This is a genomic window from Pseudomonas sp. CYM-20-01 (assembly GCF_023169845.1).
Taxonomy (GTDB): Bacteria; Pseudomonadota; Gammaproteobacteria; order Pseudomonadales; family Pseudomonadaceae; genus Aquipseudomonas; species Aquipseudomonas azotoformans.
In genome coordinates this window covers 2,282,625-2,303,326 of the sequence record NZ_AP025169.1, presented here as the reverse complement: position 1 = coordinate 2,303,326, position 20,702 = coordinate 2,282,625, and the positions used below count along the sequence as shown (strand labels likewise).

The window sequence follows — 20,702 nt, the reverse complement described above, 5'->3', positions numbered from 1 at the left end:
GCGCGGGTCCGTTCGCCTTGTAACGGTCAGCGTATCAGATGCAGGTGCAGGCCTTTGGTTTCAGCGGAGCCGGTTTCCAGGCGCGCGGCGCGCACACCTTTGTCGACCAGGGCCTGGCGCCAGGCTTCGGCGTTCGGGCCGGTAAGGCTGACGCGCAAGGTGGTATCTAGATTCAACCCACGGGAAATCAGGGTCAACCAGGTGTCGTCAGGCTCGCCGCCCAGTGCGGGAAAGTCCAGCTCGCCGGTGCTTTTCAACTCACGCAGCAGTGTCGCGGAGGTGGGCAGCAGGTCGGCCAGCGGCGCGTTGGCGTCCAGTTGCTCCACATGCAGATAGGCGCGGCGGTTGCCACGGGTGATGCCATACAGCGCCACCAGGGAGTTTTCCTGGGGGGCTGCCAGGCGCAGCAGCAGGTATTCCTGCTGGCCGTCGGCACCGACCAACTTGGCGTTGCCGAACACCTCATTAGCCCACAGGCTGCTTTCGCCGCAATCCCGGGCCTGGCACCAGAACAGCAACTGCGCGCCCTTCGCCTGCAGCGCTTCGCGCGTCGCAGTAAATGCGGCACTGGAACTGTGTTCGGCAGGTAACTCATAGGTAATGGCAGTGGCTTGGCCCCGCGCGGTGGCCTGGCCTTCATAGCGTAACTGGCCGCTGATCTTGCGGATCGCGCCCATGGGGTAGATGCGTTCTTTTTCTTCGGCGGGACGGTAGTCGACGATTTGCGCGTCGACCTGGCGGGCCACGGTGGGCAGGTCCTGGCTACCCGGTACGTCGGCGGCAAATACCAGTGGGCTCAGAAGGCTCAAGCCCAGGATACGGATACATCCGTTACGCACGCTCATAAGATCAACGAGCCCTGGCCATCGGAGGTCACAGCGGTGTTGAAGTAGTTCATGGTTGACTCCCTTTCAATCCGCCCAGCCTCGGCAGTTGACCGCCCCAAGTCAAGGCGCGCAGAAGAACCGATTGAAACAGTCTGCAACAAGGACCGCGCCGGGCTCGTCATTCAGGTGTAAATGATGACCTCCCGGCAGCGTGGTGACGGTAAAGGGTAGCTGGGAAAGCAATTCGGAATGTTTCGCCAGCATGCCGTCTGCGGCCACCACCAACTGCGTAGGACAACCCACACGCCGCACGAAGGCCATCGCCTGCTCATCGGTCAGACGCACCGGCGAAGCCAGGGTCAGGCGGCTGTCGGTGCGCCAGGTGTAACCGCCCGGCACCGGCATCAGACCGCGCTGGGCCAGCAGTTCGGCGGCTTCGCGACTGACCGCCACCACACCTTTCATGCGCGCCTCAACCGCTCGGTCCAAGCTGTTGTAGACCGGCTTGCGCTTGTCTTGCAGGTTCAATTGCGCCTGCAACGCCATGCCCAGCCGCTCGGCGGCGTGGTCACCGCTGGCGGTCGGCGGGATCACCCCGTCGATCAATCCGAGGTGCGTCACGCGCTCCGGCAGCGCACCGGCCAATACCAGGGAAACGATGGCGCCGAGGGAGTGGCCAAGTAATGCAAAACGTTTCCATCCCAGCTGTTCGGCGACTTGCAGCACGTCGTACACGTAATCCCACAAGGCGTAACCGGCGCCGATAGGACGATGCGCCGAATGCCCATGCCCGGCCATGTCCAGTGCAACGATGCGCAACCCCTGAAGTTTCGGCGCCAGCCGCGCAAAGCTGTTGGCGTTGTCCAGCCAGCCATGCAGCGCGATCACCGGCAAACCGTCCTCGGGCCCGAACAGATGGGCCGCCAATTCGATATGCGGCAGGCTCAGGCGCACTTCTTCGACCGGTGTGCTCATGCGCAACTGCGCTCGCGGGCTTCCCAGCGGGAAAACAGGTTCTTGATCAAGGTCGCGGTGTCCTGGGGGCGTTCAAGGGGGAACATGTGGCCGCCGGGCATGGTGAGCATTTCGCCCATGGGCAGGCGACCGACGCCGCTGGCGTGGTGACGCATCACCACTCGGCTCTGCCGGCCGCGCACCACCGCCAACGGCACCTTCATCTGGCGCACCTGGCCGGGACTGGTGTGGGGCACGCCTCGGTAGATGCTGATTTCGGTGGCCGGGTCGAAGCGCAGGCGCAAACGATCGCCCACTTGCTGCAGACCATGTTGCAGGTAGGCATCGAAGCATTCGGGATCAAAACCACGAAACAGGGTCTTGCCGGCGAAGTAACGGCGCGCCGCTTCCAGGTCGCTGAACTCCTCACGTCGGCCCAGGGTGCGGCCGGCCGGGGTCAGGCGGTCGATAAAACCGAAGCGCTTGGCCGCGCGGATCACCCAGCGGTCGGCGCGGGTCAGCACCGGCGAATCGAGCATGACCACCCCACGGTACAACTGCGGGCAACGCATGGCCGCGTGCAGATGCAACACGCCACCGAGGGAATGCCCCACGCCCCACACCGGTTCCGGCTGCTGCTCCAAGTGGTGGATCAGCTCATCCACCAGGTTCTGCCAGTTATCGTCCACCGGAAACCTGGGGTCGTGACCGTGCTGCGGCAAGTGCGCCACTGCATATTCCGGGGCCAGGGCGGCAAACAGCTTGCCGTAGGTGGCCGAGGGGAAACCATTGGCGTGGGCGAAAAACACGTGCTGCGACATACCGGATCCATCGACAAAAACAGAGATTGATTGTCACCAGCCCCGACCACCACAGCAATGACCGTAACTGCCAGGAATGATGACACTCACGCCACGCCTATCGCGCCGGCGGGTTCTCGCCCAGCGGCACCACTGCCATGGTCAGGCGCGACACGCAATTGGCCTTGCCGTCGTCGCTGGTCAGGCGAATGTCCCACACCTGGGTGGTGCGGCCGATATGGATCGCCCTGGCCACCGCCGTCACCCGCCCGCTGCGCACACCGCGCAGGTGGTTGGCATTGATCTCCAGGCCCACGCAATAGAACTTGCTCGGATCGATGCACAGGTAGGCGGCCATGGAGCCGACACTCTCGGCGAGGACCACCGACGCGCCGCCATGCAACAAGCCGTAGGGCTGATGGGTACGATGGTCGACCACCATGCTGGCGGTCAGCGATTCGTCGTCGAAGCGTTCAAAACGGATATCCAGCAGTTCACCAATGGTGTTTTTCTGGATCGCATTGAGTTGGTCGATGTTCGGTTGCGTGCGCCACAGGCTCATACGGATGTCCTTGTTGGTTTTATGATGGCCCTAATCCTGCCACAGAACGGTTTCGGAACGCTCGCTCCACCTCTGGAAATGTTCACCGTAGGTCGATTCGATAATGTTGCGTTTGATCTTGAGCGTCGGGGTCAAGAAGCCGTTTTCCACCGCCCAGTTGTCTTTCACCACCACTAACTGGCGCAGGCGTTCATGCTTGTCCAATGCTTGATTGACCTGCTCCAGCCAGCGTTCAAGGCTGCTGCGCAGCGCATGCGGGTCCTCGCTGATTGCCGACAACACGCACAGCCCCATCGGTGCGGTCAGGCCATCGCCCACCACGCACACCTGTTCGATGCGCGCATGTTCGGCCAGGCGGTTCTCAATCGGCGCCGGGGCCACGTACTTGCCTTTGCTGGTCTTGAAGATCTCCTTGAGGCGCCCGGTCAGGCGCAGCCGGCCGTCGGCAGCCTGCTCGCCCTTGTCACCGGTGCGCAGGAAGCCGTCGGCGGTGATCGTCTCGGCGGTTTTCAGCGGGTCCTTGTAGTAGCCGAGCATGGTCGCACCGCTGCGCACTTGCACTTCGCCCGCAGGATCGATGCGCACCTCAACACCGGGGCACGGCAGGCCGATCCAGCCGAGGGTCTGCTGGCCGGGGCGACACACATGGGAGTAACCGCAACTCTCGGTCATGCCATACACCTCAAGCACGTCCAGGCCCAGGCGTTGATACCAGCGCAGCAGCGCCTCGGGCACCGGCGCCGCCCCGGACAGCGCGATGCGCAACGCATCCAGGCCCAGGCCGGCGAGCACCTTGCGGCCCACGCGCTTGCCGATGAAGGGCAGGCGCAGCAGGGTATCGAGGCGTTTTTCCGGGATTTTGGCGTAGACGCCCATCTGGAATTTGGTCCAGATACGCGGTACGCCAAACAGCGCGGTCGGCCGCGCCCTGCGCAGGTCGGTCAGAAACGTCTCCAGGCTTTCGGCGAAAAACACCGTCTGCCCGGTGTAGATCGCCGCCATTTCCACAAACATGCGCTCGGCCACATGGCACAGCGGCAGGTAGGACAACAGGCGGTCGCCCTCCCCCAACCCGAACAACTCGGTGCCACGAGTGGCGGCAAACCCCAGCGCGCCGAAGCTGTGCATCACGCCCTTGGGCAGGCCGGTGGTACCGGAGGTGTAGATGATGGTGGCCAGGTCCGTAGCGGCCGGCAGCGGGTCGTCCTGGATCGGCGAGCAGGCTTGCAGGTCGGCCCAACTGAAATCGAACGCGCCGGTTGGGCACAGCGGCAAGCTGATGGTCGGGACATCGAACGGCACGCCGGGCGCCATGGCGGGCCAGTCGTCTAGCTTGCCGATAAACGTCAGCGCCGCCTCGGAATGGCTGAGCACATGGGCCACGGAGTCGGCAGTGAGGTTGGGATACAGCGGCACCGAGACATGCCCGGCCATCCAGATCGCCAGGTCGGCAATGATCCAGTGCGCGCAGTTTTTCGAGATCAGGGCAATGTGCGAGCCTGGGGGCAGCTCGCGGGCGCGCAGCCAGTGCGCGGCGCACCGGGCCTGATGGCCGGCTTCGCCCCAAGTGAGGCGTTGCACCTCGCCGCCGCCAACGGGCTGCACCAGAAACGTCTGGCGCGGGTGCCGCGCTTCACGTTCGAAAAACACCTGCAACGGCAATCGAAATGCGACGGGCATGGGACGCGCTCCTTTGTGGTCCGACGATAGCCAACCAAGCACTTGCTTGGTTGACTATATAGCACACACAAAGCAGCGATAAAGCCTACGGATTCTTCACGCTGACCAGGCTCATCAGCCCCGCCAGCGGGAAATCCCCCTCTAGTTCCGCCAGGCTAGCGGTGTACATCGGCTGCGGCTGGCGCTGGTGGCCGTGCTGCAGGAAGCTGATCAGGCTGCCGACCAGAGGCTGATGGCTGACCAGCAGCACATTGTCGTCGGTGTCGAGTTTTTCCAGCACCTTCAACGGGTTGCCATCGGGGGTCAGCCACGGCACCGTGCGGATCTCCGGCTCGAAGCCCAACGCATCACGCACCAGGTGCGCGGTCTGCTGCGCCCGTACGTAAGGGCTGGCGATGATCGCGCTGAGGGGCTGGCCGATCAGGTGCGCAGCACTGCGCAACACTTCGCCACGGCCGTGCTCGGTGAGGTTGCGTTCGGCATCGGTGCGCGCATGCCCTTCGGCCTCGCCGTGGCGCAGTATCCACAACTTCACAGTTTCGGCTCTTCATCACGCACCGGGTGCGGTGCCGGCGGCACGCTGTGGGCGGCTTCGCCCTCAGGCGCAAGCGGGGTCGGCCAGTCAGCAAACGGCCACGGCTTTTGCTCGGTATGGAAGCTGCCGAAACGGCCGATCTGCGCCAGGAACTGGCTGAGGCTGTCGCCGAAGTTCATCAGGCCCAGGTTCGGGGCGCCGTAGACCAGGCGGTAGATCAGTTGCACCACCACCAGCGCGCCGAGCAGGAACTGCGCCACTTGCCAAACCAGGGCAAACACCAGCATCCACAGGATGCGCAGGGCAATGGATTCGTACTTGGGGGCTGCTTTCGGATCGTTCATGACGCGTTCCTCAGTTGAAACCACTGGTGGAAATAAAGTCGACATCGGTCTTGGGCTCGGCGCGCATCAGCAACTCGATGACCTGGTTCAAGGTGCGCCCTTCAAACAGGATCGCGTGCAGCCCGGCGACCAACGGCATGTACACGCCAGCTTCCTGGGCCTTGGCCTTGAGCACCTTGAGGGTATTGACGCCCTCGGCCACTTCGCCCAGGCGCGTGACTGCATCCTCAAGGCTCAGGCCCTGGCCCAGGGCGAACCCGACTTGATAGTTGCGACTTTTCGGCGAGGAGCACGTGACGATCAGGTCGCCCACGCCCGCCAGCCCGAGGAAGGTCATCGGGTTTGCGCCCTGGTTCACCGCAAAGCGGGTCATCTCGGCCAGGGCGCGGGTGATCAACATGCTTTTGGTGTTCTCGCCCATGCCCAGCGCCACGGCCATGCCGGCGATGATCGCGTAGACGTTTTTCAGCGCACCGCCCAGCTCGACGCCAAAGCGGTCGCTGCTGGCGTAGACCCGGAAGGTACGACCGTGCAACACGGCCTGGACCCGTTCGCAGAGTTCTTCGTCTTCACTGGCGACTACGGTGGCGGTCAGTGCGTGCTCGGCCACTTCCCGCGCCAGGTTCGGCCCGGACAGCACGCCAATACGCGCCTGGGGGGCGATCTCTTCGAGGATTTCGCTCATCAGCTTGAAGGTCTGCGCCTCGATGCCCTTGGTCAGGCTGACCAGCAGCTTGCCCGCCAGGCGTTCGGCGTGGGGCGCCAGCACCGAGCGCAAGGCGCTGGACGGCAGCGCGACGAAGCACAGGTCGCAGGCCGTGAGGGTTTCCAGCAGGTCAGTGACCGGCTCGACCGCCGGATGAATCTTGATGCCTTTGAGGTAACGCGGATTTTCCCGGTGCACCCGAATGGCCTCGGCCTGTTCGGGATCGCGCATCCACTGGCGCACAGCGTGACCATTCTCGGCCAGCAGGTTAGCCACGGCGGTACCAAAACTTCCGCCTCCCAGGACCGCGATAGGGCGCTGTTCAGTCATATGCAATCCGTTAATCCATACCAGTGGCGATGGCGGCATTATACGGGCCGACCCGCCGGCGGCCAGCCCCCGTATCAATTCGTGCGCTTGTCGGAAAATGCCACACTTACATGAAGTAATTGCAAGTCCTGCGACTGGCAAATGGCCCCACCTCAGTTAACATGGGCGGCTATCCGTAATTATCAAGGCCGTGCCGTGTATTTGGGCCCTCCTCCCCGTTCATCTCTGTGGTTGATGCTGCTGTGCAGTGCGCCTGTCATGGCCGACGACCTGTTCCTCGACAGCCAGCCATTGCCCCAGGTGTTGACCGCCACACGCCTCAAGCAATCGGCCGCCGCCGTGCCCGGCAGCATGACCGTGATCGACAGCGAGCTGATCAAGGCCAGCGGCGCGCGGGATATCAGCGAGTTGCTGCGCCTGGTGCCGGGGATGATGGTCGGCTACACCTCCGGCAACCAGGCGGCGGTGAACTACCACGGCACCAGCGCCAGCGATGCGCGGCGCATGCAGGTGCTGATCGACGGCCGCTCGGTGTACCGTGCGGGCCTGGCCACCGTGGACTGGAGCGACATTCCGGTGGCCATGGAAGATATCGAGCGCATCGAAGTGTTCCGCGGCCCCAACACCGTCAGCTACGGCGCCAATGCCTTGATGGCGGTGGTCAACATCCTCACGCGCTCGCCCGCCAACAGCCACGGTACGCGGGTCAAGGTGGTGCGTGGCGAACGTGGCATCAACGACTTCTATGCCAGCCAGGGCGTCGGCTGGGAAACCGGCGATTTGCGCCTGTCGCTGTCCGGCCAGCAGGACGATGGCTTCGACAGCGACGCCGCTGGCGCCGACCGCCGCGACGGGCGGCGCCTCAACCGCTTCAGCCTGGCAGTTAGCCAGACGTTGAACGCGCAGCAGAGCATCGACTGGCAACTGGATGCGAAGGAAGGCACCAACCAACGTCCGTATACCTACAGCCCGGTATTCGCCGGGATTACCGAAGGTGGCAACAACTCCGACGTCACGGCCAAGGACTACGCCGGCTCGCTGCGCTGGAATTTTGATTTCAACCCCGAGCACAGCCTGTACATCCAGGGCTCGGCCCAGCAGTGGGACCGCCGCCAAATCTGGAAGGCCTGCGACGCCAAAGTGTCGTTCAGCCCGGAATTGACCCAACTGTGGCAGATGAACCCCAACTACGCCGAACTGCTGGCCCGGCACATGGACACCTACAGCCAAGGCACCGCGCCACCGGGCAGCGCCGCCGAGCAAGCGCTGGCCAACCAGGTGCTGGACCAATGGCGTAACGGCGCCAACCAGAGCGTGTGCGGAGACATCGACCAGAGCACCCGCGAAAGCCGCTACGATCTGGAAATCCAGGATACCCTCAGCCTCTCCGACAGCCTGCGCCTGGTCAGCGGCATGAATTACCGCTACGACCGCGCCGACTCCGACACCTACTTCAACGGCACCCTGGACGACACCACCTGGCGCCTGTTCGGCCAGTTGGAATGGCGCGCCAGCGAACATTGGCTGCTGCAAGGCGGCGCCATGTATGAGGACACGCACCTGAGCGGCAACTCGCTCACGCCACGGGTGGCGGTCAACTACCTGATCAACCCGCGCCATGGCTTGCGCGCGGTGTACTCCGAAGCCATCCGCTCGCCGGACATGTTCGAGAACAACGTCAACTGGAGTTATCGCGTCACCAACCTCAGCTCCCCGGCCTACGGTCAGACCACCGGGCAATACTTCGTAAAGACGCGGGGGCCGGGCAACCTCGATAAAGAGATGATGAAGTCGCGGGAATTGGGGTACAACGGCTTCTTTGCCGACATCGGGCTGAACATGGACGTGAAACTGTTCTACGACGAAATCACCGACATGATCAGTTCGCCGCTGCGCAATAACCAGTACATTGCCAGCAACGCCAACAGCGCACGCTTCACCGGCGCCGAATCCCAGTTCGACTGGCGCGTGAGCAACGCCGACCGCCTGCGGCTGACCTATGCTTACGTCGATGCCACCAGCAGCAACCCGCGGGACAAAGCACAGACCGCGCGCAACAGTGGCTCTGCCGGTTGGTTGCGCGAATGGGGCCAAGGCTGGTCCAGCGCGTTGTTCTACTACGGCGATGACGCACTCAACCAATATCGCTTCGAACGGGTCGACCTGCGGGTGGCCAAGCGCATTGCCCTGGGCAAAGCCAACGTGGAGCTGGCCGGCATGTTGCAACAACGCCTTGATCACCAGCCCACCACCTGGGCCGATAACAATTATGACCATCGCCATGTGCTCTACTTCAGCGCGGAGCTAGAGTTCTGACATGGGCGACTCGTCACGGATGACCTGCTTTTTTATCCACACGCTCTGGCGACGCATTCTGCTGCTCGCGTGCCTGCTGTTTGCCGCGCCGGCCTGGAGTGCCGAGATCCTGTTGACCGCCGCCGAAGACGGCGTCGGCGTGCAGGCCTTCGCCCAAGCCCTGGCCCAGCAACGCCCCGAAGACCGCGTCACCTTCACACCACTCAAAAACTTGCCAGCCCCTGGTCGACTGCCGGCCAACACACGCCTGATCCTGCTCGACCTGCCCGGCCTCGACTGGCGCCTGCAGGAAACCCAGGGCCCGCCGACCCTGGTGCTGCGTATCAGTCGGTTACAGGCCCATCAACGCCTGGGCAGCACACCTCACCCGCACATCAGCCTACTGTGGAGCGACCCACCGCTGGAGCGCCAACTGCGCCTGATCGCCGCCATCCTGCCCCAGGCGCGGCGCATCGGCGTGCTGTATGGCGCCGACAGTGAGTTCCTGCTGCCCGAACTGCGCCAACACGCCACACCGCTCGGCCTGGAAATCGTGCCACAGCTCTGGGACAACATTAATGACAGCCGCCCGCTGCAAAACCTGTTCAGGAACAGTGACGTGCTGCTCGGCCTCGATGACCCGCAGTTGTACAACCCGAAAACCGCGAAGAACCTGTTGCTGAGCAGCTATGCCCAGCAATTGCCGCTGGTGGGCCCGAATGCAGGCTTTGTGCGGGCCGGCAGCCTGGCCAGTACCTACAGCGACCAGGCCGACTGGCTGGCCGTGCTAGACCGTCTGCTCGACCACCCGCCGGCCAACTGGCCGCGCTCGCTGTACCCGGAACACTTCAAAGTCGTGGGCAACCCGCAAGTCGCGCGCTCACTGGGGATCGAACAGGTGGACGAAGCCGGCGTCGCGATCCGCTTGGCCGAAGGAGAAAAACGCCCATGACCTTGCGCCGTCGTTGGGACATCAACACCCGCACCCAGCTCATCACCCTGGGCCCGGCGCTGTTGCTGACGTTGCTGTTGATCAGCTTTTTCACCTTCGTGCGGATCCAGGACTTGCGCCAGGAACTGGACCACACCGGCCAGTTGATCGCCAACCAACTGGCGCCCGCCACCGAGTACGGGGTGATCTCCGGCAACAACGAAGTGCTCGACAGCCTGCTGCGCGCCACGCTCGCTACGCCCCATGTGCGGTTCCTGGAGATCCAGGACAGCAGCGAGAACATCCTGGTGTATGTCGAGCAACCGTCGGAAAAACACGACCGTTCGCTGTCGGTGAAAGTGTTCCAGGCACCGATTCGCCTGCAACACATCCAGTTGGGCAATGATTTTTTCCAGGACAACCTCAACGAACCCAAAGCACCGCGGGCCGACTACCTGGGCCGGGTGATCGTCGGCATGTCCAACGACGCATTCAGCCAGCGCCAGCAGGAGATCCTGTTCAAGGCCGGCATCCTGGCGCTGTTCGCCCTGCTGTTTACCTTCCTGCTCGCGCGGCGCCTGGCCGCCAGCCTGTCGCAGCCGATCAGCGCCATGGGCCACGCCGTAAAAGCCATCCAGCAAGGTGACTACAAGACGCCGTTGCCGATCGTGGACGACTCGGAATTGGGCGACCTGTCGCGACACATCAATAACCTGGCCGAAGGCCTCAACCAGGCCAGCCGCGAACAGCAGCAGGCCATGGCCCAGTTGATCCAGACCCGCGAAGAGGCCGAGCGCGCCAACAACGCCAAGTCGGATTTCCTGGCGATGATGAGCCATGAACTGCGCACGCCCATGAACGGCGTGCTGGGCATGTTGCAATTGCTGGAAACCACCGAGATGACCGAGGAGCAGACCGAGTACGCGGCGCTGGCCTCCGAATCCACCGAGCACTTGCTCAAGGTCATCAACGACATCCTCGACTTCTCGCGCATCGAACGCGCGGCCCTGGAGCTGGAGCATATTCCGTTCAACCTGGCGGACCTGATCAACAGCTGCGCCCAGGCGTTCCAGCACAGCGCCCAGCAGCGCGGGTTGGCGTTGAAACTGTCGATTCCACCAGGGTTGGACGCTTTGCGCGTGCAGGGCGATCCGACGCGAATCCGCCAGATCCTGGTGAACCTGATCGGCAACGCGCTGAAGTTCACCGAGCAGGGCAGCGTCAGCGTCGAACCCCATTGGCAGACCCTCGACCATGAACTGGTGTGGTTCACCTGCACCGTGCGCGACAGCGGCATCGGGATTTCCGCCGAACGCCTGGAGTTGATGTTCGATGCGTTCCAGCAAGCCGACAGTTCCATTTCAAGGCGTTACGGCGGCACCGGCCTGGGCCTGCCCATCGCCCGTACCCTGGCCGAACGCATGGGCGGCACCCTGCGCGCGCAAAGTGAAGAAGGCCGCGGCTCGGTATTTACCCTGGAAATTCCCCTGGCCATCGACCAGCAGAGCGTACCGGCCATCGCGCAAGGCGCCGACGGCAAAGCCAACGCCGGCGATGGCCGCCATGTATTGCTGGTAGAGGACAACCCGGTCAACCGCACCGTGGTCGAAGCCATGTTGCGCAGCCTCGGCTTTGAAGTGAGCCTGGCCACCGACGGTGCCGAGGCGATCCGCAGTGCCGAGAGCCTGATTTTCACCGCGATCCTGATGGATTGCCGGCTGCCGCTGATCGACGGCTACGAGGCCACCCGCAAGATCCGCCAACTGCCCGGCTGCGCCGACCTGCCGATCATCGCCCTGACTGCCAACGCGTTGCAGGGCGACCGTGAAGCCTGCCTGGCAGCCGGAATGAACGATTACCTGGCCAAGCCGTTCAAACGCACGGATTTGCAGCAAATCCTGCAGCGCTGGGTGCAATAGCGCCGCGCCATCAGCCAACTCCGACTGGCGTGAAAGACGAAAGTGCGGCAGTCTTAGGCACCCGAACGGGCCTATAAACAGGCCCGGTTTAAAATTTCAGTGAACAAGTGTACATTCAGTGCCTTGCCGCTGTGACTTTCACTACAACGCAATAGTCTACGTGTAGGCTGCCGACATGAGGCATGAACGCTTCATTCGGTTCGGGAAGATTTGCCCTACCCTGCCGCATGGGATTATTGAGGAGCTCGCATGACCAAACAAAACGCCTTTACTCGGGAAGACCTGCTGCGCTGCAGTCGCGGTGAGCTGTTCGGCCCAGGTAACGCGCAACTGCCCGCCCCGAACATGCTGATGGTGGATCGCATCACCCATATCAGCGAAGAGGGTGGCAAGTACGGCAAAGGTGAATTGGTCGCCGAGCTGGATATCACCCCGGACCTGTGGTTCTTCGCCTGCCATTTCGAAGGCGACCCTGTGATGCCGGGCTGCCTGGGCCTTGACGCCATGTGGCAGCTGGTCGGTTTCTTCCTGGGCTGGCAAGGCCTGCCGGGTCGCGGTCGCGCCCTGGGTTCGGGCGAAGTGAAGTTCTTTGGCCAGGTCCTGCCGACCGCCAAGAAAGTCACCTACAACATTCAGATCAAGCGCGTCCTCAAGGGCAAGCTGAACCTGGCCATCGCCGATGGTTCGGTGAGCGTCGACGGTCGCGAGATCTATACTGCCGAAGGCCTTCGGGTCGGCGTATTCACTTCCACTGACAACTTTTAAGGGTTATCCGCATGCGCCGCGTCGTTATCACTGGTCTGGGCATTGTTTCTTGCCTGGGCAATGACAAAGAGACCGTCACCGCTAACCTGCGTGCAAGTCGCCCTGGCATCCGCTTCAACCCGGAATATGCCGAAATGGGTCTGCGTAGCCAGGTTTCCGGCTCCATCGACCTGCCCCTCGAAGAACTGATCGATCGCAAGATCTATCGCTTCGTCGGCCACGCTGCCGCCTACGCCTACCTGGCGATGAAAGACGCGATCGCCGACTCCGGCCTGAGCGAAGACCAGGTATCGAACGTACGCACCGGCCTGATCGCCGGCTCCGGCGGCGCATCGACCCTCAACCAGATGGAAGCGCTGGACATCCTGCGCGAAAAAGGCGTGAAGCGCGTTGGCCCGTACCGTGTCACACGGACCATGGGCAGCACCGTTTCGGCCTGTCTGGCCACGCCGTTCCAGATCAAGGGCGTGAACTACTCGATCTCCTCCGCATGCGCCACCAGTGCTCACTGCATCGGGACTGCCGTGGAGCAGATCCAGCTGGGCAAGCAGGACATCGTGTTCGCCGGCGGCGGTGAAGAAGAGCATTGGAGCCAGTCGTTCCTGTTCGACGCCATGGGTGCACTGTCCACCCAGTACAACGAAACCCCGGAAAAGGCCTCCCGCGCCTACGACGCCAAGCGTGACGGTTTCGTCATTGCCGGCGGTGGCGGCATGGTGGTGGTCGAGGAGCTGGAGCACGCTCTGGCCCGTGGCGCCAAGATCTACGCGGAAATCGTCGGCTACGGCGCGACCTCCGACGGCTACGACATGGTTGCCCCAAGCGGTGAAGGCGCCATCCGTTGCATGCAGATGGCCATGTCCACCGTGGACACCCCAATCGACTACCTGAACACCCACGGCACCTCGACTCCGGTCGGCGATGCCAAGGAAATGGAAGGCGTGCGTGCGGTATTCGGCGACAAGGCCCCGGCCATCAGCTCTACCAAGAGCCTGTCCGGTCACTCCCTGGGCGCCGCTGGCGTTCACGAAGCGATCTACTGCCTGCTGATGATGGAAGGCAACTTCATGGCCGGCTCCGCCAACATCGATGAGATTGATCCGGTTGTGGCTGATATGCCGATCCTGACCAAGACAGTCGAGAATGCAAAAATCGACACCGTGATGAGCAACAGCTTCGGCTTCGGTGGCACCAACGCCACCCTGGTGCTGAAACGCTGGCAGGGTCAGTAAGACCTGTAGCTTGACCGCATTAAAAAGCCCCGACTGGTTCGGGGCTTTTTTATGGGCTGGATTTTTTAGTGGCTGGGAGGGCCTCATCGGGGGCAAGCCCCCTCCCACATTTTGAATGCACTCACAAATCAAAGGTGGGAGGGGGCTTGCCCCCGATAGCGCCGCCTCGGCGCCCGCCCCTACACCGAAAACCGCGCCACCATCGTGTTCAGGTCCACCGCCAACCGCGACAACTCCTGGCTCGCCGCACTGCTCTGGTTCGCGCCTGTCGACGTCTACTGCTCCGATGCGCTGGCAATCACCAGCGCTGCATCCAATTGCAGCTGGCTATTGAAAGGTATCGGCGCAATCTGGGGTTTGCGTAAGATCAAAACGCGATATCAGCGTGGCGCCCCATCGCGATGGGCTTTAGGCAGGATAGCCAGGAAATTGTCGCGTGCCACTTTGTGCGCAACGTCCTCAGGCAGTGCATCGAGGAAAGGCTCGAAGCGACGCATTTCCTTACCCAGCTTGTTGAAACGCCCGACGACGTCCGAGCCCAGCATGAACCGCTCCGGGAAACGCTCCACCAGCGTTATCCACTCCGGACGAGGATGGCCTCTATCATCCAGCAAATACGGCGTAAGCATGCTCCAGGACAGGTCGATGTACAGGTTGGGGTACGCCTCCAGCATGCGGCTCAAGGTGGGCAGCAAAAAGTCCATCTGCACCTGGTGACGGTGGATTTCCTTGCTGGTGCCGCCATGGGCCCAGATAAAACGGGTGTGTGGGTGGTTGCGCAGTGGCTCTTCGACTTCAGCCAGGTACAGCGGGTTGCGCTCGCGCTTGGAGGTGATATTGGAGTGCAGCATCACCGGCAGGTCATTTTCCGCCGCCAGGTGATAAATGCGGGTCATGGCTTCGTTATTGGCCCGTGGTGTGTCGCCGGCGGTGATGGCCGTGAGGTCGTCATGACGGGTAAAAACCTCGCCGATGCCCTGCCACAGGCCTGGGTTGAGATCGAGCATGCGCTGGATATGGGCGTCCGAGTTCTTGTCGTTGGGGTTGAAGCCGGACAGGAACGGATGAAAATGCTCGCGCTGCTCAGGGGTCAGTTTGTTGACCGCTGCGGCCACGATCACGTCGGTGGCGCTGTACCAATAGGCATCGGCGTCGTCACCGGCGTAATAGCGCGGGCGCTTGGGTTCGTCCTCGTGCCATTTCTTCGCGACCGGAATACCGGAAATCATCACGTGTTCGATGCGATTGTCGGCCATGGCCTTGAGCAGCTTGTCCATGCCTGCAGTTTCCTGGAAGAAATCCACGTAATGCAGGTGCGCATCGCTGTAGGCATAGTCGCGGGCCTGCGCGGCAAGGCTGCCGGAGGCGAACAACAGGGCAAGGGTCAGGCGAGTCCAGGGCACGGTAACACCTCGATAGGGGCTGATACGGGTAGACCTTGAACGCCTTGCCAGGGTTCATCCGGCAAAAAACGCGGAACATCGAAGTGCCAGCATGCTCTATAACTGCATGACCTTCATCCTGCCACCCTGTGAGGTTTGCCATGCCTGTTACCGTAAACACCCTGAACCAGGACAACTTTCGCCACAGCCTCAACATCGACAACCATGAGTTGTTCACCGACCTGCCCAAGAGCCTCGGCGGCGACGATTCGGCGCCCTCCCCCCATGACTACTTCGACGCCGCCCTGGCCTCGTGCAAAGCCCTGACCCTCAAGCTCTACGCCCAGAAAAAAGGTATCCCCCTCACCGGCGTGACCGTGGAGGTCACCCATGACGCCGCCGAAGAGCAAAAGGGCAAATACACACTCAACGTCAAGCTCACCCTCAAGGGCGTGCTCACCGACGAACAGCGCGATGAGCTGCACCGCGTGGCAGATCGCTGCCCGGTGCACAAGCTGATGACCACCGCCGAGATCAGCATCGACACCAAACTGTCGGAAGGCGCCTTCAGCCAATAGCGGCAACCTCCCGTGGAGCGGGTTATGCTCAGCAGCATCCAACCCGCTCAGACTGGGACGCACCATGACCACCCTCACCGTGATCCGCCCTCGCCCCGAAGACGTCGAAGGCCAACCGATCCTGCGCCCGCTGCCGTCGCGGGAATGCCGCAGCGTCGGGCCTTTTGTGTTTTTCGACCATATGCTGCTGACCCGCTACGCGCCGGGTCACGGCATGAATATCCGCCAACACCCGCATATCGGGCTGTCGACCCTCACGTATCTGTTTGAGGGCGCATTGCAGCACAAGGACAGCCTGGGCTCGGACCAGGTGGTGCAGGTGGGTGATGTGAGCTGGATGACCGCCGGCAGCGCGATTGCCCACGTCGAACGCACACCCGAGGCGCTCAAGGCCAGCGGGTTCAGCCTGCATGGGCTGCAAGTATGGTTGGCGTCACCCAAAGACCACGAGACGGGGCCGGGGCATTACAGCCATCACCCGGCGGCGAGCCTGCCGGTGAGTGACAACCTGGGCGTGCAGATACGCCTGATCGCGGGCAACGGGTTCTGCCTCAAGTCACCGGTGCCGGTGCTGTCGCCCACCTTGTATGCCGAGGTGCGGATGCAGACGGCTACAACCCTACTGTTGCCTGATGAGCATGAGGAACGGGCCGTGTATGTACTGGAAGGTGACGGTCAGTTGGACGGCGAGGCGCTTGAAGTCCACAGCCTAGTGGTATTGCCGGCCGGGCAGGAGATGACATTGTTTGCGGACAGTGATTGCCACTTGGTGGTGTTTGGCGGCGCGCCGCTTGATGGGCCACGGCGGATCAATTGGAATTTTGTCGCGAGTGACCCCGCGGTGATCGAGCAGGCCAGGCAGAGGTGGGCGGCCGGGGAGTGGCCGACGGTGCCGGGGGAGTCTGAAAGGATTGAGTTGCCAGTGAGATAGCCATCGAGGGCAAGCCCCCTCCCACATTTGATCAGTGATTGCATCCAAGTGTGGGAGGGGGCTTGCCCCCGATTAGGCCCGGACAGGCGCTGAAGAATCAGCCCTTGAACACCTCATCCAGCAAGTTGTGCATCGACTGGAACGCGCGCTTGGCGGTCTTGGCGTCGTACATCATCTTGCCCGGCACATTCGCATGGGGGTCAGTGAAGGAATGCACCGCGCCGCCATAGCTCAGCAATTGCCAATCCACGCCGGCCGCGTTCATTTCATCTTCGAATGCCGGCAGTTGCGCCTTCGGCACCAATGGGTCGGAAGCACCGTGCAGGACCAATACTGAACCCTTGATATGCTTGGCGCCGTCCGGGTTCTGGGTGTCAATGGTGCCGTGGAACGAGACGGCCGCCTTCAATGGTGCACCGGTACGTGCCAGCTCCAGCGAGCAGAAGCCGCCAAAGCAGAAGCCGAAGGTCGCAAGCTTCGAGGTATCCACCTCGGCCTGGCCCTGCAGTTGCTCAAACGCCGCTTGCATGAGTTTGAGCAGCTTCGGGTTGTCATTCTTCAGCGGCATCATCGCCGCACCGGCTTCATCGCCATTCGACGGGCGTACGGTCTGCCCGTACAGGTCGGCGATCAGTACCACGTAGCCCTGGCCGGCCACACTTTTGGCGATCTCTTCGGCACCCGCACTCACCCCCATCCAGTTCGGCGCCATCAACAACCCCGGCAACGGGCCCTTGTGGCTGGCATCGAACGCCAGGCGGCTTTCGTAGGACTGGCCATCAATCTGATAGACCACGGAACGTACAGTGACTTGGCTCATCATTTACTCCAGTTGAGGTGCGTTAGAACGAAAAAACCCGCCGAAGCGGGTTTTTCTACGTCAGGGTCAAACCGACAGTTCAACCAACAGCTTGTTCAGGCGGCGCACATAGGCGGCCGGGTCTTTCAGGCTGTCGCCGGCGGCCAGGGCCGCCTGGTCGAAGAGGATGTGCGACAGGTCGCCAAACCGCTCTTCGCTCTGCTCACCGTCGAGTTTCTCGATCAGCGGGTGAGCCGGGTTGAACTCGAAGATCGGCTTGGAGTCCGGAACCTTCTGCCCGCTGGCTTCGAGGATCTGGCGCATCTGCATGCCCAGGTCCTGCTCGCCAATGGCCAGGATCGCCGGGGAGTCGGTCAGGCGGTGCGACACGCGCACTTCGCTGACAGCCTCGCCCAGGGAAGCCTTGATCCGCTCGACCAGGCCTTCTTTGGACTTGGCGACTTCTTCGGCTTCTTTCTTCTCTTCTTCGGAGTCCAGGTTACCCAGGTCCAGGTCACCACGGGCCACGTCGACGAAGGATTTGCCGTCGAACTCGTTGAGGTAGCTCATCAGCCACTCATCGATACGGTCGGTCAGCAGCAGCACTTCAATGCCTTTCTTGCGGAAGACTTCCAGGTGCGGGCTGTTCTTGACCTGGGCGTAGGTTTCGCCGGTGAGGTAGTAGATCTTGTCCTGACCTTCCTTGGCGCGGGCCAGGTACTCGGCCAGAGAAACCACCTGCTCGCCACCCTCTTCATGCGTCGAGGCAAAACGCAGCAGGCCGGCGATTTTTTCCTTGTTGGCGAAATCTTCCGCCGGGCCTTCTTTCATGACCTGGCCGAAGTTTTTCCAGAAGCCCTTGTATTGCTCAGGCTCGTTCTTCGCCAGTTTTTCCAGCATGTCGAGCACGCGTTTGGTCAGCGCCGACTTCATGGAATCGATGATCGGGTCTTTCTGCAGGATTTCCCGCGACACGTTCAGCGACAGGTCGTTGGAGTCGACCACACCCTTGATGAAGCGCAGGTACAGCGGCAGGAACGATTCCGCCTGGTCCATCACGAACACGCGCTGTACGTAGAGTTTCAGGCCTTTTGGCGCTTCACGCTGGTACAGGTCGAACGGAGCACGGGCAGGCACGTAGAGCAGCGAGCTGTATTCCAGCTTGCCTTCGACCTTGTTGTGGCTCCAGCTCAGTGGGTTTTCGTAGTCATGACCGATGTGCTTGTAGAACTCCTGGTATTCCTCGTCCTTGATCTCGGTACGCGGACGGGTCCACAGCGCGCTGGCGCGGTTGACCACTTCCCATTCCTGGGCAGGCGCGTCTTCGCCTTCGGCTGCCGCTTGTTCTTTCGGCAGTTCGATCGGCAGGGCGATGTGGTCGGAGTACTTCTTGACGATATTGCGCAGGCGCCAGCCATCGGCGAATTCGTCTTCACCGGACTTCAGGTGCAGCACGATACGGGTGCCACGGTCAGCCTTGTCGACGGTGGCGATCTCGAATTCGCCCTCGCCTTTGGAAGACCAGTGCACGCCTTCGCTGGCGTCGAGGCCGGCACGGCGGCTGAACACTTCAACCTGGTCGGCAACGATAAAGGCCGAATAGAAGCCCACGCCGAATTGACCGATCAGGTGCGAATCTTTCTTCTGGTCGCCCGAGAGGTTTTTCATGAAATCGGCGGTGCCGGACTTGGCGATGGTGCCCAGGTGGGCGATCGCATCGTCACGGCTCATGCCGATACCGTTGTCTTCGATCGTGACGGTCTTGGCGTCCTTGTCGAAGCTCACACGAATTTTCAGTTCGGCGCCACCTTCCAGCAACTCAGGCTTGGACAGGGCTTCGAAACGTAATTTGTCGACAGCGTCAGAGGCGTTCGAGATCAATTCGCGAAGGAAGATTTCCTTGTTGGAATACAGCGAATGGATCATGAGGTGCAGCAGTTGCTTCACCTCGGTCTGGAAGCCCAGGGTTTCCTTTTGAGTTTCCACACTCATGGTCATCAAACTCCAATTGGATGGCAGTGGCCGCGCCCTAGAGGGTTGGCGGCGGGTTGTCATCAAAGTTGGGGGCTAAGAGCAGGATTTCAAGGGTGGCCTGGTTCCTCGATCTTAAAATGCGCGCGGGCCGTGGCGATGGGCTCTGCCGCCGTGCTCTGCCAGGCGGTGATCGCCACGTTCGCCACTCGCCGGCCCTGGCGCCATACCTGGCATTTGGCGTAAGTGTCGCGAAATTGACCGGCGCGCAGGTAATCCAGGGAGAAATCGATGATTTTCGGGATGCCCGGTGCGCCGGTGAACACCAGCAGGTGCAGCGCCGCCGACAGTTCCATGAAACCCGCGATCACCCCGCCGTGCAGCGCCGGCAATATCGGGTTACCAATATTGTCCTTGTTGGCCGGCAGGCGAAACAGCAGCTCATCTCCCAGCCGGGTGCATTCGATGCCGATCAACTTGGCATAGGGGATCAGGTTGAGCAGCGCTGCGTAATCGCCGCGCCCGTGGGCCTGCTCCAGGCGGGTCTTGAATCGGTGCGTCATGCCTGCTCTCCCTTGATCGTGCTGCCCAGTCCTTGTGCGCCCTTGAGGCGTTTGCCCATGCGCATGAATGTACCGACGACATGGGCGATGGGTTGCTGCGGGTCATCCTGGTAGGCGAAGCCTCGGGTGAAGATCACGTCGGTGGTCACCCGGTAGCATTGGGCGAAGCCGTACACCGGTTTGTGTGGGGTGGCAGGATGCATGTAGTCGACGCGCAGGTCGAGGGTCGGGCACACCTCGAATTCCGGCAATACGCACAGGGTGGCCATGCCGCAGGCGGTGTCCATCAGGGAGGTCAGCGCGCCACCGTGAATCACCCCCGATTGGGGATCGCCGACCAGATGGGGCGCATACGGCATGATCAGCGTGATGCCCTCCTCGCTGGCCTGATGAGCGGTAATGCCCAGCACCTGACAGTGGCGCAAGGCCGATACAAAGCGCGTCGCACGCTCTAACAGGGGATTTTCGGTCATTTGTTCCAGACTCTTATTAGTGTTGATCCGCAGAAGCTGCGGCAGGGCAAAAGTTCCTACAAGTCAGCGATTTATATATCTACCAAATAAAAGGAACTAATGCCGAAGCGCCATGCTCGAAAGGC

The 20,702-nt window shown here is 62.0% G+C and carries 20 protein-coding genes; 7 read left to right on the top strand and 13 right to left on the bottom strand.

Going from position 1 to position 20,702, the window contains the following annotated elements:
• Nucleotides 1-26: 26 nt before the first annotated feature.
• The 8 genes from M2497_RS10455 to M2497_RS10420 form a co-directional block, all read right to left on the bottom strand.
• Nucleotides 27-845, bottom strand: coding sequence for a DUF4892 domain-containing protein (locus M2497_RS10455; RefSeq protein WP_248487294.1), 819 nt, complete (start codon nucleotides 843-845; stop codon nucleotides 27-29).
• A 102-nt stretch (nucleotides 846-947) separates the two neighbouring features.
• The gene (locus M2497_RS10450; protein WP_248487292.1) at nucleotides 948-1,802 is read right to left on the bottom strand and encodes an alpha/beta hydrolase; all 855 of its coding nucleotides are present in this window, start codon (nucleotides 1,800-1,802) and stop codon (nucleotides 948-950) included.
• Nucleotides 1,799-2,602, bottom strand: coding sequence for an alpha/beta hydrolase (locus M2497_RS10445; protein ID WP_248487290.1), 804 nt, complete (start codon nucleotides 2,600-2,602; stop codon nucleotides 1,799-1,801). The genes M2497_RS10450 and M2497_RS10445 overlap by 4 nt, the downstream gene beginning before the upstream one ends.
• 97 nt (nucleotides 2,603-2,699) lie before the next feature.
• On the bottom strand, nucleotides 2,700-3,143 hold the full coding sequence (locus M2497_RS10440; protein WP_248487288.1) for a hotdog fold thioesterase: 444 nt from the start codon (nucleotides 3,141-3,143) through the stop codon (nucleotides 2,700-2,702).
• 30 nt (nucleotides 3,144-3,173) lie between these two features.
• Complete coding sequence (locus M2497_RS10435; RefSeq protein WP_248487286.1) at nucleotides 3,174-4,823, bottom strand: AMP-binding protein; 1,650 nt, start codon at nucleotides 4,821-4,823, stop codon at nucleotides 3,174-3,176.
• A gap of 85 nt (nucleotides 4,824-4,908) precedes the next feature.
• Complete coding sequence (gene sixA, locus M2497_RS10430; protein ID WP_248487284.1) at nucleotides 4,909-5,358, bottom strand: phosphohistidine phosphatase SixA; 450 nt, start codon at nucleotides 5,356-5,358, stop codon at nucleotides 4,909-4,911.
• The gene (locus tag M2497_RS10425; protein ID WP_248487282.1) at nucleotides 5,355-5,702 is read right to left on the bottom strand and encodes a DUF4389 domain-containing protein; all 348 of its coding nucleotides are present in this window, start codon (nucleotides 5,700-5,702) and stop codon (nucleotides 5,355-5,357) included. The genes sixA and M2497_RS10425 overlap by 4 nt, the downstream gene beginning before the upstream one ends.
• 10 nt (nucleotides 5,703-5,712) lie before the next feature.
• Nucleotides 5,713-6,738 (bottom strand): NAD(P)H-dependent glycerol-3-phosphate dehydrogenase, encoded by a 1,026-nt coding sequence (locus M2497_RS10420; RefSeq protein WP_248487280.1) that lies wholly within the window; start codon nucleotides 6,736-6,738, stop codon nucleotides 5,713-5,715.
• 195 nt (nucleotides 6,739-6,933) lie between these two features.
• Between M2497_RS10420 and M2497_RS10415 the strand changes: the two genes are divergently transcribed.
• From M2497_RS10415 to fabB, 5 genes are all read left to right on the top strand, one after another.
• Nucleotides 6,934-9,054, top strand: coding sequence for a TonB-dependent receptor (locus M2497_RS10415; protein ID WP_348984772.1), 2,121 nt, complete (start codon nucleotides 6,934-6,936; stop codon nucleotides 9,052-9,054).
• Nucleotide 9,055: 1 nt separating this feature from the next.
• Complete coding sequence (locus tag M2497_RS10410) at nucleotides 9,056-9,985, top strand: ABC transporter substrate-binding protein (protein ID WP_248487276.1); 930 nt, start codon at nucleotides 9,056-9,058, stop codon at nucleotides 9,983-9,985.
• The gene (locus M2497_RS10405; RefSeq protein ID WP_248487274.1) at nucleotides 9,982-11,883 is read left to right on the top strand and encodes an ATP-binding protein; all 1,902 of its coding nucleotides are present in this window, start codon (nucleotides 9,982-9,984) and stop codon (nucleotides 11,881-11,883) included. The genes M2497_RS10410 and M2497_RS10405 overlap by 4 nt, the downstream gene beginning before the upstream one ends.
• 249 nt (nucleotides 11,884-12,132) lie before the next feature.
• Nucleotides 12,133-12,648, top strand: coding sequence for a 3-hydroxyacyl-[acyl-carrier-protein] dehydratase FabA (gene fabA / locus M2497_RS10400; protein ID WP_010211704.1), 516 nt, complete (start codon nucleotides 12,133-12,135; stop codon nucleotides 12,646-12,648).
• A gap of 11 nt (nucleotides 12,649-12,659) precedes the next feature.
• A complete protein-coding gene (gene fabB, locus M2497_RS10395) occupies nucleotides 12,660-13,880 on the top strand; it encodes a beta-ketoacyl-ACP synthase I (RefSeq protein WP_016979549.1) in 1,221 nt (406 codons plus the stop codon).
• Between the two features lie 380 nt (nucleotides 13,881-14,260).
• On the opposite strand, the gene M2497_RS10390 is transcribed toward fabB, so the two are convergent.
• The gene (locus M2497_RS10390) at nucleotides 14,261-15,283 is read right to left on the bottom strand and encodes an amidohydrolase family protein (RefSeq protein ID WP_248487272.1); all 1,023 of its coding nucleotides are present in this window, start codon (nucleotides 15,281-15,283) and stop codon (nucleotides 14,261-14,263) included.
• A 140-nt stretch (nucleotides 15,284-15,423) separates the two neighbouring features.
• On the opposite strand from M2497_RS10390, the gene M2497_RS10385 reads away from it, so the two are divergent.
• Nucleotides 15,424-15,840 carry an OsmC family protein gene (locus M2497_RS10385; protein ID WP_248487270.1) on the top strand — a complete coding sequence of 139 codons (417 nt, stop codon included), beginning with the start codon at nucleotides 15,424-15,426 and terminating at the stop codon, nucleotides 15,838-15,840.
• 64 nt (nucleotides 15,841-15,904) lie between these two features.
• On the top strand, nucleotides 15,905-16,771 hold the full coding sequence (locus tag M2497_RS10380) for a pirin family protein (protein WP_248487268.1): 867 nt from the start codon (nucleotides 15,905-15,907) through the stop codon (nucleotides 16,769-16,771).
• A 97-nt stretch (nucleotides 16,772-16,868) separates the two neighbouring features.
• Here M2497_RS10380 and M2497_RS10375 read toward each other — a convergent pair whose 3' ends face one another.
• From M2497_RS10375 to M2497_RS10360, 4 genes are all read right to left on the bottom strand, one after another.
• A complete protein-coding gene (locus M2497_RS10375) occupies nucleotides 16,869-17,591 on the bottom strand; it encodes a dienelactone hydrolase family protein (RefSeq protein WP_248487266.1) in 723 nt (240 codons plus the stop codon).
• 66 nt (nucleotides 17,592-17,657) lie between these two features.
• Nucleotides 17,658-19,562 (bottom strand): molecular chaperone HtpG, encoded by a 1,905-nt coding sequence (gene htpG / locus M2497_RS10370; protein ID WP_248487264.1) that lies wholly within the window; start codon nucleotides 19,560-19,562, stop codon nucleotides 17,658-17,660.
• 89 nt (nucleotides 19,563-19,651) lie between these two features.
• Nucleotides 19,652-20,104: a PaaI family thioesterase gene (locus tag M2497_RS10365; RefSeq protein ID WP_248487262.1), complete on the bottom strand. Its 453-nt coding sequence runs from the start codon at nucleotides 20,102-20,104 to the stop codon at nucleotides 19,652-19,654.
• Nucleotides 20,101-20,577, bottom strand: a complete 477-nt coding sequence (locus M2497_RS10360; protein ID WP_248487260.1) for a PaaI family thioesterase — start codon at nucleotides 20,575-20,577, stop codon at nucleotides 20,101-20,103. The genes M2497_RS10365 and M2497_RS10360 overlap by 4 nt, the downstream gene beginning before the upstream one ends.
• Nucleotides 20,578-20,702 lie beyond the last annotated feature (125 nt).

Coding starts and splice junctions, on each gene's coding strand:
- M2497_RS10455 (WP_248487294.1), bottom strand. CDS start 845: ATGAGCGTGCGTAACGGATGTATCCGTATCCTGGGCTTGAGCCTTCTG.
- M2497_RS10450 (WP_248487292.1), bottom strand. CDS start 1,802: ATGAGCACACCGGTCGAAGAAGTGCGCCTGAGCCTGCCGCATATCGAA.
- M2497_RS10445 (WP_248487290.1), bottom strand. CDS start 2,602: ATGTCGCAGCACGTGTTTTTCGCCCACGCCAATGGTTTCCCCTCGGCC.
- M2497_RS10440 (WP_248487288.1), bottom strand. CDS start 3,143: ATGAGCCTGTGGCGCACGCAACCGAACATCGACCAACTCAATGCGATC.
- M2497_RS10435 (WP_248487286.1), bottom strand. CDS start 4,823: ATGCCCGTCGCATTTCGATTGCCGTTGCAGGTGTTTTTCGAACGTGAA.
- M2497_RS10425 (WP_248487282.1), bottom strand. CDS start 5,702: ATGAACGATCCGAAAGCAGCCCCCAAGTACGAATCCATTGCCCTGCGC.
- M2497_RS10420 (WP_248487280.1), bottom strand. CDS start 6,738: ATGACTGAACAGCGCCCTATCGCGGTCCTGGGAGGCGGAAGTTTTGGT.
- M2497_RS10410 (WP_248487276.1), top strand. CDS start 9,056: ATGGGCGACTCGTCACGGATGACCTGCTTTTTTATCCACACGCTCTGG.
- M2497_RS10405 (WP_248487274.1), top strand. CDS start 9,982: ATGACCTTGCGCCGTCGTTGGGACATCAACACCCGCACCCAGCTCATC.
- fabA (WP_010211704.1), top strand. CDS start 12,133: ATGACCAAACAAAACGCCTTTACTCGGGAAGACCTGCTGCGCTGCAGT.
- fabB (WP_016979549.1), top strand. CDS start 12,660: ATGCGCCGCGTCGTTATCACTGGTCTGGGCATTGTTTCTTGCCTGGGC.
- M2497_RS10385 (WP_248487270.1), top strand. CDS start 15,424: ATGCCTGTTACCGTAAACACCCTGAACCAGGACAACTTTCGCCACAGC.
- M2497_RS10380 (WP_248487268.1), top strand. CDS start 15,905: ATGACCACCCTCACCGTGATCCGCCCTCGCCCCGAAGACGTCGAAGGC.
- M2497_RS10375 (WP_248487266.1), bottom strand. CDS start 17,591: ATGAGCCAAGTCACTGTACGTTCCGTGGTCTATCAGATTGATGGCCAG.
- htpG (WP_248487264.1), bottom strand. CDS start 19,562: ATGAGTGTGGAAACTCAAAAGGAAACCCTGGGCTTCCAGACCGAGGTG.
- M2497_RS10365 (WP_248487262.1), bottom strand. CDS start 20,104: ATGACGCACCGATTCAAGACCCGCCTGGAGCAGGCCCACGGGCGCGGC.
- M2497_RS10360 (WP_248487260.1), bottom strand. CDS start 20,577: ATGACCGAAAATCCCCTGTTAGAGCGTGCGACGCGCTTTGTATCGGCC.